This window comes from bacterium Scap17 (assembly GCA_013376735.1).
GTDB lineage: Bacteria > Pseudomonadota > Gammaproteobacteria > Pseudomonadales > Halomonadaceae > Cobetia.
The window spans coordinates 3772851-3790071 of sequence record VINJ01000001.1 but is presented as its reverse complement, the minus strand read 5'-3'; the positions used below and the strand labels follow the sequence as shown (position 1 = coordinate 3790071).

The following is a 17221-nucleotide window of genomic DNA, read 5'->3' as shown; positions in this document are numbered from 1 at the left end:
CTAGCATGTGCGACGCCGGATGCCGCGCGGTGCGTACCTTCAGCCCCGAAGGGATGGTAGGATGACGCCACTTTCACGAGTTCAGGACTGTCTCGCCATGTTCGGTTTTTTCAAGCGCAAGAAACACAAGGCTCAGGAGCAGAAAGCCTCCGAGCAGCAGGCCCTCGAGCAACAGGCTCTTGAACAGACACAAGACGCCATGCCTCACGAGCAAGCCGATGCCGAGCAGGCAGCGCGGCTCGAGGCCGAGAAGGTAGAGGCAGAGCGCCTTGCCGGTGAAGAGGCGGCTCGGGCCGAGGCTCAGAAGCTCGAAGAGCAGAAGGCCGAAGCTGAAGCCGAGCGCCGCGCCTCTGAGCAGGCGGCTGCCGACCAGGCCGCCAAGGCCGAAGCCGAGCGCATCGCGCAGGAACAGGCCGCTCAGGAACAGGCCGCCCGAGACGAAGCGGAGCGTATCTCCCATGAGCAGGCCGCTGCAGAACGCGTCGCCGCTGAAAAGGCCGCCCGGGAAGAGGCGGAACGTCTGGCTGCCGAGCAGGCCGCCCAGGCAGAGGCCGAGCGTATCGCTGCCGAACAGGCCGCTCAGGCCCGTGCGGAAGAAGCCGCCAGTGAAGCGCGTGCCGAAGAGGCGCGTATCGCGGCTCGCGAGGAAGAAGAGCGTCAGGCCGCCGCGCAGCTGGCCGCCATCGAGGCCGAAGAGCAGGCCGCGCTGGAACAGGCTCGCCTGGAAGAAGAAGCACGTGCCGCCGAGGCTGCCGCCGCTGGCGCAGACGCCGTGGTCGAGGACGACAAGGCGCGTGACACGGCCCGCGACGGACGCGAAAAGCCACGTCGTGGCTTCTTCGCGCGCATCAAGGCCGGTCTTGGCAAGACACGCGCCAATCTGACCGAGGGCGTCGCCAGCCTGTTCCTCGGCAAGAAGCAGATCGATGATGAGTTGATGGAAGACCTCGAGACCCAGCTGCTGATGGCAGACGTGGGCATCGAGGCGACCACCGAGATCATCGACAACCTGACCGCGCGCATCTCGCGCAAGGAATTGAAGGAGCCGCAGGCGCTCTACGAAGCGCTGCAGGAAGAACTGCGCTTGATGCTGGCGCCGGTCGCCAAGGACCTGGAGCTGCCGGCCAAGGGCAGCGGTCCCTTCGTGATCCTGATGATCGGCGTCAACGGCGTCGGCAAGACCACCACCATCGGCAAGCTGGCCAAGCGCTATCAGAGCCAGGGTCGCAGCGTGATGCTGGCGGCGGGCGATACCTTCCGTGCTGCGGCGGTGGAGCAGCTCAAGGTCTGGGGCGAGCGCAACAAGGTGCCGGTCATCGCTCAGCATACCGGTGCCGACAGTGCCTCGGTCATCTATGACGCCCTGGAAGCTGCCAAGGCGCGTAACGTCGATATCCTGATCGCCGATACCGCGGGCCGCCTGCACAATAAGGGCCATCTGATGGAAGAGCTCAAGAAGGTGCAGCGCGTGATGGCCAAGCTGGATGTGTCCGCGCCCCACGAGGTGATGCTGGTGCTGGATGCCGGTACCGGCCAGAACGCGCTGTCACAGGCCTCCACCTTCCATGAAGCAGTCAACATCACGGGCCTGACGCTGACCAAGCTGGATGGGACCGCCAAGGGCGGCATCATCTTCGCGTTGGCCAAGCAGCTCAATCTGCCGATCCGCTATATCGGTGTCGGGGAAGGTGTTGATGACCTGCGTCCATTCGCGGCTGATGACTTCGTCAGTGCCCTGTTTGCACGCGCTGGCGATGAGGCAAGCGAAGAGGCCAACGCCGAGTCGCGCGAGGCATGATTGCCTTCGAGCATGTCGGCAAGCGCTATGGAGGGCGCTTCGATGCACTGGCCGGGCTCGACTTCAGGGTCGAGCGTGGCGAGATGGTCTTTCTGACAGGCCATTCCGGTGCCGGCAAGAGCTCGTTGCTCAAGCTGATCATGCTCCTCGAGCGCCCCTCGCGTGGGCGCATTCTGGTGGCGGGGCACGATATCGGGCGGCTGCATACCTCCCAGGTGCCATATTACCGCCGCCAGATCGGCGTGGTCTTTCAGGACCACCAGCTACTGGCTGACCGCAACATCTTCCACAACGTGGCCCTGCCGCTGATGATCCAGGGGGTCCCGCCGCGTGAACAGGCGCGGCGGGTGCGAGCGGCGCTCGACAAGGTCGGTCTGCTGCATCGTGAGAAGGCGCTGCCGATCGAGCTGTCCGGTGGTGAGCAGCAGCGGGTCGGCATCGCGCGTGCCGTGGTCAACAAGCCGGCGCTGCTGCTGGCCGATGAACCGACCGGCAATCTGGACCCGGCACTGTCCGCCGACATCATGCGTCTGTTCGAGGACTTCAATCGCATCGGTACCACGGTGATGATTGCCAGTCACGATCTGGCGCTGATCGCCCGCCTGCACCATCGCACGCTGGAGCTGTCCGATGGTCGTCTGATCGCCGACAAGGATGCCCGATGAGTCCCCCGCGTTCCCGCAACGATTCTCCTTCTTCACGTGAGCGTGGCCAGCCCCGCGCCGAGACGCGTACCCGCAAGGCCGCCGCGCAGGCACCTGAATCACCGGAGGCCACCGAGCGTGCAGCGCGCAAGGGCGCGCGCTCTAGTCGTGTCTCGGTCGAGAGCCGCTACCGCAGCTGGCTGCGTCATCACGCTGCCATGGCGCGCGACAGCGCACGCCGCCTGCTGGTCGCGCCCATCGCCAGCCTGCTGACCATGCTGGCCATCGCCATCGCACTGACGTTGCCGGCGGCGCTGTGGCTGGCACTGGACAGCGCGCGCCTGCTCGACAATGAACTCAATGACAGCGCTCAGCTCACCCTCTATCTTGAAACCTCGGTCGATGAGAGCCAGGCGCTGACGCTGTCGGACTCGCTGCGCGACGCTGCCGGTGTCGGAGGAGTGCGTCTGATCACCGCCGCCGAGGGCATGCAGGAGTTCGCTCAGGCGCTGGACCTCAAGCGCTCACTGAGCCTGCTGGATGACAACCCCTTGCCGGCCAGCATCGTCATCACGCCGCTGGACACCACGCCGGAGTCTGTCCGTGCTCTGGCCACGCGTCTCGAAGGCGAGCCGGGTGTCGCCAGCGCACGCCTGGATCTGGCCTGGCTCGAGCGTCTGCGCCAATTGGGTGAGCTGGGTCAGAAAGTGACGCTAGGTCTCGCGTTACTCTTCGGGCTGGGCGTATTGCTGGTGGTGGGCAATACCATCCGCCTGTCCGTGGAGAGTCGCCGCCAGGAGATCGAGGTCGTGACGCTGATCGGGGCGACCCACGCCTTCGTGCGGCGTCCCTTCCTCTACAGCGGTGCCTGGTATGGTCTGGGAGGGGGGCTGCTGGCCTGCGGAATCCTGGCGCTTGGCGGCAACTGGCTGGCGGCACCCGTGACGGCTCTTGTACAAAGTTATGGCGGCAACTATGTGTTGCCCGCGCTGGGCATCGCAGGGGGTGCCACGCTGCTGGTTTCGAGTACAATATTGGGCTGGATAGGGGCCTGGATCGCGGTCGGACGTCATCTGGCGAGTATTTCTCCGCGCTGATTCCGATTGTTTTTCGCGGTTTTCAGCCAGTATTTCTGCCCAGGAAGGTCAACAGTTACGTTCCGACAACATTCACGCCGGGCGTCAGTGAAGGGGGCTGGTGGGTGGTTAAACGCACCACACACTCCACAGCGTTACGAAGTGCTACTTGTCATGACAATTGTACACGTCATGTACAGCTATTGACGGGAACCTGTCCCACCCTTCACAGTCTTACTACTTGCATGCGTGTTAGGCAATCATGGAGACATCTGCACTATGAGCACCAGTCTTCAGCCACTTGGCCACCTGTCACCGGGTCAAGATCTAAACGGCTATATTCAGTCGGTGAACCGTATCGCTGTGCTTACTGCCGAAGAAGAGCATGAGCTGGCCCTGCGGTTGCATGAAGAGAATCATCTGGAGTCGGCCCGTCGACTCGTCATGTCGCACCTGCGCTTCGTCGTGCATATCGCGCGCAGCTACAGCGGCTATGGCTTGCAGCAGGCGGACCTGATCCAGGAAGGTAACGTCGGCCTGATGAAGGCGGTCAAGCGTTTCGACCCGCATCAGGGCGTACGCCTCGTCTCCTTTGCCGTGCATTGGATCAAGGCCGAGATTCACGAATTCGTGCTGCGCAACTGGCGCATCGTGAAAGTCGCGACCACCAAGGCTCAGCGCAAGCTGTTCTTCAACCTGCGTGGCGCCAAGAAGCGCCTCGCCTGGTTGAACAACGATGAAGTGGATGCCATCGCGGGTGATCTGGATGTCAAACCTGCCGTGGTGCGTGAGATGGAAAGCCGTCTCTCCGCTCACGATGCAGGCTTCGACGCCGGCCCCAGCGACGACGAGAGCTCTGCCTATCAGGCGCCGGCCAACTATCTGGAAGATCACAGCCTCGATCCGGCTGCCCAGGTGGAACAGCAGGACCTGGAAGACGACTCCCACGGTCGTCTGCTCAAAGCGCTGGCGGCACTGGATGAGCGCTCACGCGACATTCTCCAGCAGCGTTGGTTGAGTGACAACAAGTCGACTCTGCACGAGCTTGCTGACATCTATGGCGTCTCTGCCGAGCGTATCCGTCAGCTGGAGAAGAACGCGATGAAGAAGCTGCGTGAATCGATGGGTGACATGAGCGAAGGCTTCGCTGCCTGAGTCTGATGGCTCCATGACATGAGCCAACGATCCTCCGGCTCTCCCTCAACGAAAATGCCCCGCCGGGTTTCCCGGTGGGGCATTTTCGTTGAGGGAGAGTGGATCGCGAGGCATCCGTCGTTATTGGTTGAACAGTGCAACATAATGTTTCATTCTGTCACACTGAGTCATGAAGCATTTCTACTGGTGACCCTGTGGACCCGATTTCCTCGCACGTCAATAGCACACATTCGCTGTGGCGAATCTTTGGGCTCAATGCGGCCTTGATGGTGGTATTGGGTGGCCTGTTTCTGGCCAGCCAATGGTTTGACGTGCGTGAACAGGAAATGCGCCGCCTGGAGCTGCTGGATACCCAACTGCATATCTCCACCGAGCAGCTGATCGCCAATGTCTCGCGCGAGATGATGGTGCTGGAGCGCGTGTTGAGCAGCGAAGGCAGGGAGCTGTGGCGTGGCTCGCTGGATAGCGCGCTGGGCCGTCATCCCTCTCTGGTCTCGCTGATGGTGGTGCCGTTTGCCGATTACCGCGGCAGTAGCCTGCGTCAGATCGGCGTGGGGCGCAGTTGCAGCTGGCAGCTGACCCAGCCGGAAGCCCAGGCGCTGCCCGGACGCAGCAGCCTGCTGTTCGGCTCCGCACTGCCGCTGGCGTCCGGTCAGCCGGGCTTGCCGTTCTACCGTCACATGGATATCGACGGCATGTCCTGGCTGCTGATCGGCTGCCTGGATTTCTCCGAGTCACGTAGTCTGCTGGCCAACCCTAATTCCGATGATGGGCAGCGCCTGCGCCTGTTCTCCACCAACGGTCTGCTGCTGTTCTCGAGCCCCCAGGAGCATGCGCTGGGCGTGACCGGCAAGCTGCCGTTGTCCTCGATGGCCAACATGGGCAAGTACATCTCCGAGCGTGGTGTGCGCCGCTACCATGTGCCGGGCTTCGACGGCCGGCCGCGCATGGCGGCGGGCAGCTTTATCGCACCGCTCAAGCTGTTCAGCGTCGTGAGTCAGCCGATCTCCAGCCTGTGGTGGCTGTGGTGGAATCGTATCTGGTTCGGCATGCTGCTCGGCGGCATCTTCCTGGTCGTGCTGGTGGTCATGGTGGCGCGTGCCGAGCGCAAGCGCGCTGAGCGCCACGATGAGCTTGAGGGCGCGCTCGAGTCGATGACGGCGCGTTCTCGCACTCTGGTGACGTTGATGGATAACCTGCCGGGCGTGGTATATCGCATCGAGGTCAATACTGGAGTGCTGACCTTCATCAGCAACGGCTCGGCCGAGCTGTTCGGTCGCTCGGCCGAATCACTGGTCGGCGCCGGCATCACCCTGACCGAGCTGATCCATCAGGAAGACCGTCAGTCCGTCAGCGCCGCCCGCCACTGGGCGATGTGCGCGCAGATGCGCCATGAGCAGGTCTTCCGCATCATCGCCGACCATGAGCGTTGGGTGCTGGACCGTAGCGTGATGATCGATAGCGAGGATGGCGTGCGCTACTGGGAAGGCCTGCTGCTGGACATCAGTGCGCACAAGGAGTCCGAGCGTCAGCTCGATTTTCTGGCGCGCCATGATGCCCTGACGGGGCTCTATAACCGCAAGGCCTTCATGGCGGCGGCCGACGAGCGCGTCACGGCGGGTGGCTTGATGATCTACGCCGATATCGACCGTTTCTCGACCGTCAACGATGGCCTGGGCCATGAAGCCGGTGACCAGCTGCTGGTCGCGGTCGGCGAGCGCCTGCGTCGTCTGCTGCCGCCTGGTGGTCTGGTGGCGCGCCTGGGGGCCGATGAGTTCGGCCTCTATCTGCCGCATGGCAATGATGATCCGGCGCAGGTGGTGGAGGAGATCCAGCAGAAGGTCGAGCGTCCCTTTACGATTCTGGGTCGCCCGCTGATCATCAGTCTGACGGCAGGCTATGTGCTGTCCGAGACCAATGGCGATGCCCAGGCGCTGATGCTGAATGCCGATGTGGCGCTCTATCACGCCAAGTCGCGCGGCGATCATGCGCTGTGCTGGGAGTCGTCGCTGGACAAGCATGTCGCGTCGCGCATGACGCTGGAACAGGACCTGCGTCAGGCCATCGGCAGCGAGCAGCTCTATCTGCATTACCAGCCGCAGCTGGATAGCCACGGTGAACTGCAGGGTGTCGAGGCGCTGCTGCGCTGGCAGCATCCGGAGCTGGGCATGATCTCGCCAGCCCAGTTCATTCCGCTGGCCGAGGAGACCGGCCTGATCTTCCGTCTCGGGCGTTTCGTGCTCGAGGAGGCCTGTGCCCAGATGGTGCGCTGGCAGGACGCCGGCCTTCACATGCCGCGCATGGCGGTCAATCTGTCGGCGCGCCAGCTGACCTCGGGCTACGAGAACGAAGTCTTCGGCGTGCTGGAAAACCAGAAGCTGTCGCCGACGCGGCTGGAAGTCGAGGTGACCGAGACGCTGCTGATCCAGGACATGGAAGGGGGGCTTGCCGTGCTCGGCGCGCTGCGCGAGCTGGGCGTGCGTGTGGCGCTGGATGACTTCGGGCAGGGCTATTCGTCGCTGTCCTATCTGTCATTCCTGCCGCTGGATGTGCTCAAGGTCGACCGCAGCTTTGTGATGAAGATGGATGCGGTCGCCGGCTCTGAGGGCGGTATCCGCTGTCCCAATCAGCAGGCCATCCAGCTGGTCGGCGCCGTGATCAGCCTGGGGCACTCGCTGGGCCATGAGATCGTCGCCGAGGGAGTCGAGACGGACGTGCAGTTCGAGGAGCTCAAGCGACTGGGCTGCGACACCTATCAGGGCTACCTGCTGGCGCGGCCGATGTCCGCCGAGGCCATACTGGAGCGCTTCAGCGTCAACGCCTGAGGCGCTGTCCGTGAAGTCCGCCCCCCACTCCATCCCACCCCACCCGGTGGTGACATGAGAAGGCCTGACCCAGCAAAAACGCCCCGCCTGCAATGACTGCAGGCGGGGCGTTCTTTTTGGTGCGGTGCATGCGCGCGGGGCAAGACCCTCAGACGGCAATGCGCTCCTGACTGCTCAGCAGCAGGTCGCGGCTCAGCAGCTGCCACTGGTCTTCCCAGTGCTCGGTCGGGCGCTTGCGATAGTCGCTGCGCACATACTGGGCGATGCGGCCTTCCGCACACGCCATCAGCAGGTTGGCCGCTGCCGTGACGGTGATGGCCGGTCGCAGTCCTTCGCGAGGTTCGGCTTCGCGCAGCACCTGCTTGATCTGCGTCTCGAGACGCTCGAACAGCTGCGCCATGCGCGTGCGCAGGCGTGCCGTCTCGCCGGTGAGGGCATCACCGTTGAGGAGGCGACATAGCCCCGGGTTCTTTTCGGCAAAGCCCAGCAGCAGGCTCAGGATGTGATGCACCCTGGCATGCGCGGTGTCGTTGTCCTGAATGATCAGCGCGATACGCTCGAACAGCGTGCTCTCGATGAATTCGATCAGTCCTTCGAACATGCGTGCCTTGCTGGGGAAGTGACGATAGAGCGCCGCCTCCGAGACACCGACCTGTCGTGCCAGTGCTGCAGTCGTGATGCGTTTGCCGCTGTCCTCTTCCAGCATCAGAGCGAGTGCCTGGAGGATCTGTTCGCGACGTGATTGTTTTGGATTCGCCTGCGTCATGGAATCTTGTCGTTTATCGCGGCCTGCAGCAGTGTGCTACGGGCGGGTCCGTGTCCTGAGGCATGTCGCTTGCCTCGCGCGAAACACCGGGGCCGAGCCCCGGCTTGTCACCTTACGCCTTGTCAGTGTCTGCTTCCGCGTTGCTGATCAACGTGCCGACCCCGGCATTGGTGAAGATTTCCAGCAGGGTCGCATGTGGCACGCGGCCGTCGATGATGTGGGCGCTGCGCACACCTTGCTTCACGGCGTCCAGTGCACAGCTGATCTTGGGCAGCATACCACCGTAGATGGTGCCATCCTCGATCAGGCCATCCACCGCCTCGGTGGTCAGGCCGGTCATGACTTCGCCTTGTGCGTTCATCAGGCCAGCCACGTTGGTCAGCAGCATCAATTTCTCCGCGCCCAGTGCCTCGGCGACCTTGCCGGCGACCAGGTCGGCATTGATATTGTAGCTGCGACCCTCGGCATCGACCCCGATGGGGGCGATGACGGGAATGAAATCGTTGCGTGTCAGTAGTTCGATCAGATCGGTGGAGACATGCTCGACCTCACCGACATGACCAATGTCGATGATTTCAGAGGCATTCATTCCCGGCGTCTGGCCGCTGACCTTGAGTTGACGGGCGCGAATCTGGCCGCTGTCCTTGCCGGTCAGGCCGATGGCCTTGCCGCCACTCTGGTTGATCAGGTTGACGATGCCCTTGTTGACCAGGCCGCCCAGCACCATCTCGACCACGTCCATGGTCTCGGAGTCCGTGACGCGCATGCCATCGACGAAGCGTGATTCGATGTTCAGCTTCTCGAGCAGTGCGCCGATCTGCGGGCCGCCGCCATGCACGACCACCGGATTGATGCCGACTTCCTTCATCAACACCATGTCGCGAGCGAAGGAGTCGATCAAGGCTTCTTCGGTCATGGCGTTGCCGCCGTACTTGACCACCACGGTCTTGCCCGAGAACTGCTGGATATAGGGCAGGGCTTCGGACAGGACCTCGACCACCTGATGCGGGTCGCGGTTGGCGTGGCTCATCAGCGTATCACTCCACAGAAAATGGTCCGGAAAGAGAGTCCGGACACTGTCACTCGAAACGGTCTTTCAGCACGCGCGGTGCGCGCTGTCATGCAAATCGGTTGCTTCAGACACCTGATGCGCCCGGAGGAGCGGCTGCAGTGCCTGGCAAGGCGAGGGCGGCGATCAAGCGGCAGACCGCCGCCCCGTTGCGACTCATGCCATCCTGTCGATGGCGAGCCAATGCGGGATCAGAACGGTGCCTGAAGGCTCGGCTCGGCCTGCTTGAGCGCAGCGCGGAAGCTGTCCTTGATGCGCTCCAGTGCGGCTTCCGACTTGCCTTCGAAGCGCAGTACCAGCATCGGCGTGGTGTTGGAGGCGCGGCACAGGCCCCAGCCATCGGCGTAGTCGACACGAATGCCGTCCAGCGTGGTCTTGACGCCGTCGCTGCCGAAGTCGCCTTCACTGGCCAGTCGCTCGACGATAGCGAACTTGTTCTCGTCGGTCACTTCCACATTGATCTCGGGGGTGCCGAGGTCCTGCGGGAAACGGGCGAAGAAGGTGTCGGCATCGACATCCTGCTTGGCGAGGATTTCCAGCAGGCGTGCAGCGCCGTACATGCCGTCATCGAAGCCGAACCAGCGTTCCTTGAAGAAGATGTGGCCGCTCATCTCGCCGGCCAGTGCCGCGCCGGTTTCCTTCATGCGTGCCTTGATCAGCGAGTGGCCGGTGCGCCACATTTCCGGTGTGCCGCCGGCCTTCTCGATCACGGTCGCCAGATTGCCGGTGCACTTGACGTCAAAGATGATGCGCGCGCCCGGCACGCGCTCGATCAGGTCTTCCGACAGCGCCATCATCAGGCGATCCGGGTAGAGAATCTCGCCCTTGGGCGTCACGACGCCGAGGCGGTCGCCGTCACCATCGAAGGCCAGACCGATGTCCGCGCCGGTTTCCTGCATGGTCTTGATCAGATCCTGCAGGTTTTCCGGCTTGCCCGGGTCCGGGTGGTGATTCGGGAAGTTGCCGTCGATCTCGTCGAACAGCGGCACGGTGTCAACGCCCAGGCGGCGGATCAGCTCCGGGCCCAGCTCGCCGGCCACGCCGTTGCCGCAATCGACCACGGCCTTGAGCGGACGCTTGACGACCACATCACCGGTGATCTGCTCCAGATAGCGCTCACGCACGTCCTCTTCACGCAGGCTGCCTTCGCCTTGTGCCAGATCGCCTTCCTGCAGGCGACGATAGAGGTCGGTGATGGTGTCGCCGGACAGGGTCTCGCCGGCCAGCACGATCTTCAGACCGTTGTAGTTGGCCGGGTTGTGGCTGCCGGTCAGCATCACGCCGGAGCGGGTGCCTTCCAGGATGTTGGTGGCGTAGTAGAGCACCGGTGTCGGCACCATGCCGATGTCGACGACATCACGGCCAGCATCGCGCAGACCCGCGATCAGCGCCTTGGAAAGGCGCGGGCCGGAGAGACGACCGTCACGCGCGACCACGACGGTGGATTCACCGCGTGCCGCGGCTTCGCTGCCGATGGATTGGCCGATGGCGCGCACGCCGTCTTCAGTGAGGGTCTCATCCACGATGCCGCGGATATCGTAGGCGCGGAAAATTGAAGCGGGTACCTGACTCATGGTGCATCCCTGTCGGTTGAATCAATCGTGAAGTCGCTTGAGGCGTCATGCGTCTCGAACGCTATCGCTGCATGACGATCAGTGTGAAAACCTGCATGGCTTCCTTGTGACCGGAAGCCCGGCAGCCGGTGCGAGCCTGCCACTCGGCTGCCCTGTGGCATGGAGGGGCAATCAGTGGCGACCGGAGTGGCCGAAGCCGCCTTCGCCGCGCTGGCTGGCCTCGAATTCAGAGACTTCCACCAGCTCCGCCTGTACCACTGGCACTAGCACGTACTGTGCCAGACGCTCGCCGGGTTCCAGCACGAACTCGCTCTCGCCGCGGTTCCAGACCGAGATCATCAGTTCGCCCTGGTAGTCGGAGTCGATCAGGCCGACCAGGTTGCCCAGCACGATGCCGTGTTTGTGCCCCAGGCCGGAGCGCGGCAGGATCATGCCGGCCAGTGCGGGGTCGGCGATATGGATCGCCAGCCCTGTGCGCACCAGCTCACAGGCGCCCGGCGGCAGGGTCAGCGGCGCGTCGAGCAGTGCGCGCAGGTCCATGCCGGCGCTGCCGGGAGTGGCGTGATGCGGCAGCGGGTAATCGCGAACGCGCTCGTCGAGAATCTTGAGTTCGAGCCGGGGGCGGGTCATCTAAGGTGCTTCCTGATCGTCGGTGACAGTCGGTGTAACGGTCTGGATGGCAGGGCCGAGGCTGACCCTGTGCTGATGGAGTGCCAGGGCGCGCTTCAGAATCGCGCGCGCCAGTTCCGTCTTGGGACAGGCCGCGATGGCCTGTTCGTGTTGCGTGTTCGTGTTGTGATCGAGCGGTTGCCACAGCAGGGTGGCGGCATTGCTGTCGCTGCCGAAGCCAAGGCCCGGCGTGCTCACATCATTGGCGACGATCATGTCGAGCTGTTTACGCGCGAGCTTGTCGCGTGCATAGCGCAGCACATCGCGGGTCTCGGCGGCGAAGCCGATCACCAGTGGCGCCCGCTGGCCGGCGGCGCGGCGTGCCTGCGTCTGGGCGGCGATGCCGGCGATGATATCCGGATTGCGGATCAGCGTGACCTGCATCTGCTCTTCGCCTGACTGCTTCTTGAGCTTGTGGTCGGCGACCGTGGCCGGGCGGAAGTCGGCGACTGCCGCGCAGCCGATGAAGAGGTCGCTCTCGCCGGCGGCTGCCTCGGCGGCGGCTTGCATGTCCAGCGCGGATTCGACATCGATGCGCTCGACGCCAGTCGGGGTCGTCAGTGCCACCGGGCCACTGATCAGGCGCACGCTGGCGCCCAGCGCCGCGGCCTCGGCGGCCAGCGCATAGCCCATCTTGCCGGAGCTGTGATTGCTCAGGTAGCGCACCGGGTCCAGTGGCTCGCGGGTCGGGCCGGCGGTGATGGTCACCGTCAGGCCTGCGGCCGGCAATGACATCTCATTGCTCTGGCCGCTGGGGTCGCTCTGGCTCATGAGGTCGGCCAGCGCCGCGACGATCTCTTCCGGCTCCAGCATGCGGCCCGCGCCCACGTCGCCACAGGCCTGTTCGCCGCTGGCCGGGCCGAGCAGCGTCCAGCCATCGGCACTGAGCTGACGGGCATTGCGCTGGGTGGCGGGGTGCGCCCACATGGCCTGATTCATCGCCGGGGCCATCACCCAGCGCGCGCTGTTGGCCAGGCACAGGGTAGTGAGCAGATCATCGGCATGGCCATGCACCAGGCGGGCCATCAGGTCGGCGGTGGCGGGCGCGATCAGGATGACCTCCGCCCAGCGGGCCAGCTCGATATGCCCCATGCCGGCCTCGGCTTCGGGGTCCAGCAGGGAGGTGTGCACCGGATTGCCCGACAACGCCTGCAAGGTCAGCGGTGTAATGAAGGCTTGAGCTCCTTCGGTCATGGCGATGCGCACCTCACAGCCCGCCTTTTTCAACAGGCGGGTGATCAGAGCGGCCTTGTAGGCCGCGATGCCGCCACTGATGCCCAGCAGAATGCGCCTTCCGGCGAGTGAATGCATGGTGTGTCCTGCGTCCCTGATGCGTCGATTGCTACGCTCGCGCGTTTGCCCTCTACCATATCACCGTGATGCAACCTTGCGTAGCGCCACTGGCCCGCGACGCCGAGTGTCGCTTTGGTCCATGCGAGCGCTCGCTTCATGGGTCGGGGCTGTCATCTGATGGCATGCAGGGATCAGACACAGGCCCGCAGGGCGGCAAGCGTTGATGCTCACGATGGCGAAAGAGACCGCGTGTGACCACTCTTCTCATGCTTTGGACTGTCAGCCATTCGGGCGACAGGGGATGGGAGAAGAGTGCATGGGGATTCGAGAGTGGCCGGTCGGAGAGCGTCCGCGTGAGAAGCTGTTGTCGTCAGGGGCAGGGGCCTTGTCAGATGCCGAGCTGCTGGCCATCTTTCTGCGCGTGGGTATAAAAGGGCGTTCGGCGGTGGATCTGGCGCGCGACCTGCTGAACACCTTCGGCGGTCTCAGGCCGTTGCTGGAGGCAACCCAGCAGGACTTCTGCGCAGCGCGCGGACTGGGTGACGCCAAGTATGTGCAGCTGCAGGCTTCGCTTGAGCTGTCGCGTCGCCATCTGGAGAGCCTGTTGATGCGCGGGGCCGCCCTGACATCGCCCCTATTAGTGCGGCGCTATCTTTCCTCGCATCTGCGCGACCTGCCGCATGAGGTGTTCGCCGCGCTGTTTCTCGACAGTCAGCATCGCGTCATCCGCTTCGAGACGCTCTTCACCGGCACGCTGGACGCCGCCGCCGTCTATCCTCGCGAAGTGGTCAAGCGGGCGCTGGCCCTCAATGCCGGCGCCCTGATTCTCGCTCACAACCATCCCTCTGGCGTCGCGGAACCCAGCGAGGCCGACCGGCGCATCACGCAGCGCCTGGAAGAGGCACTGGGACTTTTCGATATTCGTGTGCTGGATCACTTCGTGGTCGGGGACGGCGAGGTGGTCTCGTTTGCCGAGCGCGGCTGGCTCTAGTTGGGGGTGTCGAGGGGGGTGAGGCGCTGAGTGCCCGATGACGGCACAGCCCCCGCCAGATGCGGTCGTCACTGGCGTGAGAAATGCGCAGGGATTGCAAACCAGGGCACTGGTTGTGGTAATGTTGCGCCTCCCGTATCACCCACCACAGAATTCGCGACCACTCTGGCCGACATTGGCTGAGTGAAGCGTTTGGCTGAGAAGCGTCTGTACCGATGTGACACCTCGGGCATGGGCGTGCTGGCGAAAAAAATCCGTATAGGACGTGCTTTCACGTTCCTCTTCGGGTAAAATGCTGCGCCTGCACGTTCCAGCACCCGAAAGCTTGTCTTCCGGAACGGACGTAAACACTTTGAAATCAGGGCATGAGGCGGCGCCTGCCACTTCCGGTTTGCCCGACAGGTTTTGAACAACTTAGCCAACGCAGCGGTTGGAGGCTCCAATGTCCAAAGTATGTCAGGTTACCGGCAAGCGCCCGGTGACTGGTAACAATGTTTCTCACTCCCAGCGCAAGACTCGTCGCCGGTTCCTGCCGAACCTGCACATCCACCGTTTCTGGGTTGAATCCCAGCAGCGCTTCGTCAAGCTGCGCGTCTCTACCAAGGGCATGCGCATCATCGACAAGAAGGGTATCGACGAAGTCCTCAAGGACCTCACTGCACGTGGCGAGCGCTTCTAAACACTAGAAGACAGCCCCTGTAGCAATGGCAACCGAGCCGCGGGCAACGCTCTCAATCGCTCGGTGAATGCGACTGTGGAAGGAAACTGAAAATGCGTGACAAGATCAAGCTGGTGTCAAGTGCCGGTACTGGCCACTTCTACACCACCGACAAGAACAAGCGTAACACTCCGGACAAGCTTGAATTCAAGAAGTACGATCCGGTCGTTCGCAAGCACGTGATGTACAAGGAAGCCAAGATCAAGTGATCTTGTCTCCCGCCAGCGTGCTGTCGGAACCCTCGAAAACCCGGTCCTGACCGGGTTTTCGAGTATCTGGATGTCGCTGTTATGGGCATCCTGCAACAGGGTGGCGGCTTCTGTCGTCACCCTGTTGTGCGTCTGGCGGTCAGTCGAGGAGAGAACATGCCCGAATTACCGGAAGTCGAGACGACCCGTCGCGGTATCGCGCCGCTGGTCGAGGGCCAGGAGGTCACCGAGGTGATCGTGCGTCAGCCGCGTCTGCGCACCCCCGTGCCCGGCGAGCTCGCCGAATGGCTGGTGGGTCAGCGTTTCGGTACGCTTGCGCGTCGCGCCAAGTACCTGCTGTTGCCGATCGCCGATGGCCATCTGCTCTGGCACCTGGGCATGTCCGGTAGCCTCAGACTGGTGCCCATCGGCACGCCGCCACGTACGCATGATCATGTCGATGTCGTGCTCGGCAACGGCCATGTGTTGCGCTATCACGATCCACGCCGCTTCGGCTTCGTCGACTTCGTGCGCGGTGACCCGCATGCCGATACGCGCCTGGCGCGACTCGGGCCGGAGCCGTTGTCCGATGCCTTCAATGGCGAGCACCTCTTTGCGCGCTCCCGCAAGCGCCGTGTGGCGATCAAGCCGTTTCTGATGGACAACGCCAACGTGGTGGGCGTGGGCAATATCTACGCCAGCGAGGCGCTGTTCATGGCGGGTGTCGACCCACGCCGTCCTGCCGGTGAAGTGACGAGCGAGGAGTGCGAGCGCCTCGCCAACGCCGCCAGCAGCGTGCTGGCCGCGGCGATCGCCCAGGGCGGCACCACGCTGCGTGACTTCGTCGGCGGAGATGGCAAGCCGGGCTACTTCGCGCAACGCCTCAACGTCTACGGGCGGGGTGGCGAGCCATGCCGCGAATGCGGCCACGAGATCATGAGTCTGGTGCTGGGCCAGCGCGCCAGCTGCTTCTGCCCATATTGTCAGCGCTAGCGGCGAGCCGCATCAGACCACTGCTTGACCGGGGGCTCCGTGACCGGGGCCGCCATGACGACTAGAATAGGCCCGTTCGGGCGCGTCCTGTCGTCGTCCTGTCCCTTCCTCTGCTTTCTGGATATTTCCCGTGACTGAACGTCTGCGCCTGAAGAAGAATGCTGATCGCCGCCTCAAGGCCGGCCATCTGTGGCTGTACTCCAATGAAGTCGATACCGTCGCGACGCCGCTCAAGAACTTCGAGCCGGGCGCCCAGGCCATCATCGAGGCCAGCAATGGTCGTGCGATGGGTGTTGCCTACGTCAACCCGAACTCGCTGATCTGCGCGCGCATCGTGTCGCGCAACCCGGAACAGCGTCTGGATCGCTCGCTGCTGGTGCACCGCTTCAACCAGGCGCTGTCGCTGCGCGAGAGCCTTTATGACAAGCCGTTCTATCGTCTGGTCCACGGCGAAGGCGACCTGCTGCCGGGCCTGATCGTCGATCGCTTCGGCGACGTGCTGGTCTGTCAGCTCAATACCTTCGGCATGGAGCGTCTGGCGGAAGTGATCGTCGATGCGCTGCTCAAGGTCGTCAAGCCGACAGCCATCGTGTTCAAGAACGATTCCAGCGGTCGCCGTCAGGAACAGCTCGAGCGCAATGTCGAAGTCGTCTACGGCGAGCTGCCGGAAAGCGTGCTGCTGGAGGAGAACGGTGTCCAGTTCACGGCGCCGGTGCTCGACGGCCAGAAGACCGGCTGGTTCTACGACCACCGCGCCAACCGTGACTGGTTGAACCGTCAGGTCGAAGGCAAGCGCGTGCTGGACCTGTTCAGCTACGTCGGCGGTTGGGGCGTGCAGGCGGCGGCGCATGGCGCCAGCGAAGTGCTGTGTGTCGATGCTTCCGGCGCGGCGCTCGAGCGTGTTTCGGACAACGCCGTGCTCAATGGTGTCGAGGGCCGCGTTTCCATCGCGGAGTCGGATGTCTTCGAGGCCCTCTCGGCCCTGCGTGCGGAAGGTGAGCAGTTCGACGTCATCATCGCGGATCCGCCCGCCTTCATCCGCAAGCGCAAGGACATCACCAACGGCGAGCGCGCCTACGCACGCCTCAACCGTGAAGCCATGCGCCTGCTGGGTCGTGACGGTCTGCTGATGTCCGGCTCCTGCTCCATGCATCTGGCGCCGGAGCGCCTGATGGATGTGGTACGTGGCGCCGTGCGTCACCAGGACCGCCATGGTCAGGTCATCTTCCAGGGCCATCAGGCCAGTGACCACCCGGTGCATCCGTCCATCCCCGAGACGTCCTACCTCAAGGCCCTCGGTGTGCGCGTCTATCGCGACTGATGACGCCTGACGGATATCAGGACTGATGGCTGTGCCATCCGGCATCGATGACAACGCCGCCCTTCGGGGCGGCGTTGTCGTCTGTGGCTTGTGAGTCGCTTGTGGCTTGTGAGTCGCTTGTGGCTTGGGTGACGGTTGTGG

The 17221-nt window shown here is 63.5% G+C and carries 15 protein-coding genes; 10 read left to right on the top strand and 5 right to left on the bottom strand.

Annotated elements, in window-relative coordinates; genetic code table 11:
- The first annotated feature begins 97 nt into the window (after positions 1-97).
- From ftsY to FLM52_16055, 5 genes are all read left to right on the top strand, one after another.
- Entirely contained in the window at positions 98-1798 is a 1701-nt protein-coding gene (gene ftsY, locus FLM52_16075) for a signal recognition particle-docking protein FtsY (GenBank protein ID NVN57256.1), read from the top strand.
- Positions 1795-2463, top strand: coding sequence for a cell division ATP-binding protein FtsE (gene ftsE / locus FLM52_16070; GenBank protein NVN57255.1), 669 nt, complete (start codon positions 1795-1797; stop codon positions 2461-2463). Before ftsY ends, ftsE begins: the two co-directional genes overlap by 4 nt.
- On the top strand, positions 2460-3539 hold the full coding sequence (locus FLM52_16065; protein NVN57254.1) for an FtsX-like permease family protein: 1080 nt from the start codon (positions 2460-2462) through the stop codon (positions 3537-3539). Before ftsE ends, FLM52_16065 begins: the two co-directional genes overlap by 4 nt.
- Positions 3540-3797: 258 nt before the next feature.
- On the top strand, positions 3798-4673 hold the full coding sequence (gene rpoH / locus FLM52_16060; protein ID NVN57253.1) for an RNA polymerase sigma factor RpoH: 876 nt from the start codon (positions 3798-3800) through the stop codon (positions 4671-4673).
- A 194-nt stretch (positions 4674-4867) separates the two neighbouring features.
- The gene (locus FLM52_16055) at positions 4868-7498 is read left to right on the top strand and encodes an EAL domain-containing protein (protein NVN57252.1); all 2631 of its coding nucleotides are present in this window, start codon (positions 4868-4870) and stop codon (positions 7496-7498) included.
- Positions 7499-7646: 148 nt separating this feature from the next.
- Here FLM52_16055 and slmA read toward each other — a convergent pair whose 3' ends face one another.
- The 5 genes from slmA to coaBC all read right to left on the bottom strand — a co-directional run bounded on the left by slmA (position 7647) and on the right by coaBC (position 12887).
- Complete coding sequence (gene slmA / locus FLM52_16050) at positions 7647-8264, bottom strand: nucleoid occlusion factor SlmA (protein NVN57251.1); 618 nt, start codon at positions 8262-8264, stop codon at positions 7647-7649.
- Positions 8265-8376: 112 nt separating this feature from the next.
- Positions 8377-9294: an acetylglutamate kinase gene (argB, locus tag FLM52_16045; GenBank protein ID NVN57250.1), complete on the bottom strand. Its 918-nt coding sequence runs from the start codon at positions 9292-9294 to the stop codon at positions 8377-8379.
- 230 nt (positions 9295-9524) lie between these two features.
- Positions 9525-10907: a phosphomannomutase/phosphoglucomutase gene (locus tag FLM52_16040; GenBank protein ID NVN57249.1), complete on the bottom strand. Its 1383-nt coding sequence runs from the start codon at positions 10905-10907 to the stop codon at positions 9525-9527.
- Positions 10908-11078: 171 nt separating this feature from the next.
- Positions 11079-11537, bottom strand: a complete 459-nt coding sequence (locus tag FLM52_16035) for a dUTP diphosphatase (protein NVN57248.1) — start codon at positions 11535-11537, stop codon at positions 11079-11081.
- A complete protein-coding gene (coaBC, locus tag FLM52_16030) occupies positions 11538-12887 on the bottom strand; it encodes a bifunctional phosphopantothenoylcysteine decarboxylase/phosphopantothenate--cysteine ligase CoaBC (protein NVN57247.1) in 1350 nt (449 codons plus the stop codon). It lies immediately after the preceding gene.
- Between the two features lie 298 nt (positions 12888-13185).
- Between coaBC and FLM52_16025 the strand changes: the two genes are divergently transcribed.
- The 5 genes from FLM52_16025 to FLM52_16005 all read left to right on the top strand — a co-directional run bounded on the left by FLM52_16025 (position 13186) and on the right by FLM52_16005 (position 17080).
- Positions 13186-13860, top strand: a complete 675-nt coding sequence (locus FLM52_16025) for a JAB domain-containing protein (protein ID NVN57246.1) — start codon at positions 13186-13188, stop codon at positions 13858-13860.
- A gap of 442 nt (positions 13861-14302) precedes the next feature.
- On the top strand, positions 14303-14539 hold the full coding sequence (rpmB, locus tag FLM52_16020; protein NVN57245.1) for a 50S ribosomal protein L28: 237 nt from the start codon (positions 14303-14305) through the stop codon (positions 14537-14539).
- 92 nt (positions 14540-14631) lie between these two features.
- Entirely contained in the window at positions 14632-14787 is a 156-nt protein-coding gene (rpmG, locus tag FLM52_16015; protein NVN57244.1) for a 50S ribosomal protein L33, read from the top strand.
- 156 nt (positions 14788-14943) lie between these two features.
- Complete coding sequence (mutM, locus tag FLM52_16010; GenBank protein ID NVN57243.1) at positions 14944-15759, top strand: bifunctional DNA-formamidopyrimidine glycosylase/DNA-(apurinic or apyrimidinic site) lyase; 816 nt, start codon at positions 14944-14946, stop codon at positions 15757-15759.
- 130 nt (positions 15760-15889) lie between these two features.
- Complete coding sequence (locus tag FLM52_16005; protein NVN57242.1) at positions 15890-17080, top strand: class I SAM-dependent rRNA methyltransferase; 1191 nt, start codon at positions 15890-15892, stop codon at positions 17078-17080.
- Positions 17081-17221 lie beyond the last annotated feature (141 nt).